The 1330-nt window shown below is 33.2% G+C and carries 2 protein-coding genes; both read right to left on the bottom strand.

The features are described 5' to 3' along the window. Positions 1-271: 271 nt before the first annotated feature. The gene (locus EJN67_RS13925) at positions 272-850 is read right to left on the bottom strand and encodes a TetR-like C-terminal domain-containing protein (RefSeq protein WP_129725026.1); all 579 of its coding nucleotides are present in this window, start codon (positions 848-850) and stop codon (positions 272-274) included. Between the two features lie 135 nt (positions 851-985). Continuing rightward, positions 986-1129, bottom strand: a complete 144-nt coding sequence (locus EJN67_RS14105; protein ID WP_165000895.1) for a nucleoside triphosphate pyrophosphohydrolase family protein — start codon at positions 1127-1129, stop codon at positions 986-988. Positions 1130-1330: the final 201 nt, after the last annotated feature.

Below are 1330 nucleotides of genomic sequence, written 5' to 3'. Positions count from 1 at the left end.
GTTCATTACAATTACCACCCATTATTTATGTATGCTATAATTATAATGCATCTTGGGGATAAATTGCATCAATCAGATATTTCCAATAATCTACTACCCTAAGATGTCAATGCCTGAGTAGTAACAATCTGTTTATATTTATACTATATCTTTTTAGATTCTTTTTCATTAGATAAAATAGCTGCGGCGTTCGAAATTCGAACGCCGCAGCTATTTTGTCTAGTTTTTAGGCATTGAAATTAAAATGTCTGATAAGAAAAGAAAACACCAATCACTTTTGCCAGATATCCTCTAACTCAGCACTTCGATTAAGAGATAGGGCAACAGTTCCATCAAAGAGCTGCCCGATTCGCTTGACGATAATATCTGGGTCTTCCTTCATTCCAGAAGCAACCCAGCGTAGTAGCATTTCAGTAAGGGCACACTGATAAAAGGAAGCAATCAATTTTTTGTCTCCCGAAGAGGCCGAAATACCATCGCTTACTTTTTCAACATACCGTGTCATAACATTCCCTGATACACCATATATATAGTTCTCTAATTCTTCTCTCCGCATGGAATTATATACATGATAAATAGCCGTTTTATTTTCTAAAGCAAACTTAGTAGCTACAAGAAAACTTTCCTCCCATGAAAGTGTATCGTTATACTCATCAATGACCGTCTGAAGTTCCGTTTGGAAGATCTCTGAAAGAACTGCATATATATCGGGGTAATAATAATAAAAAGTATTTCTGTTGATCTGACATGCTTTAACAATATCCTTAACTGTAATTTTATTAAGTGGACGCTCATTTAGCATCTTTGTGAACACCTTGCGAATCATTTTTCTAGTATATTGCTGTGCCAAGTCGCCACCTCCACAATGCTTTATCTATATTTAAAATTATAACACATGGTAAGTTATTTGCAAATAAACCATCATATTACTTTATACTGCTTAACTCTTTGTTTCTTCTGGCATACGCAAAATACTAAAAAATCTTTATTCCGTCACATCTATAAGGAAAATACCCTTTTTGAACCCTCCCCTAGCTTCTTTTTTATCCTTTCTAATCTTTTCAAACTCTTCAATATCTATTCCCTGGGCATCTAATATACCGTATATAACCTCTACCATATCAGCCAATTCTAAAATATCATATGATTCCTTATATTCATTAAATTCTTCCTCTAGCTTTTTATTTAAGGAATTGATAAACTCCTCCTTGTATAATTAGTATTGTATTAATCAGTGAATGAAAGCACTATCAAACCTGCAAATTTAATAGTTAATCACATCAAACAAAACCAATTTAATCTAAATATCAAATACATTTTTGGCTCCATA

Origin of the sequence: Xylanivirga thermophila, assembly GCF_004138105.1 — a bacterium.
GTDB classification, from domain to species: Bacteria; Bacillota; Clostridia; order Caldicoprobacterales; family Xylanivirgaceae; genus Xylanivirga; species Xylanivirga thermophila.
This window is presented reverse-complemented; position numbering and strand designations above follow the sequence as displayed.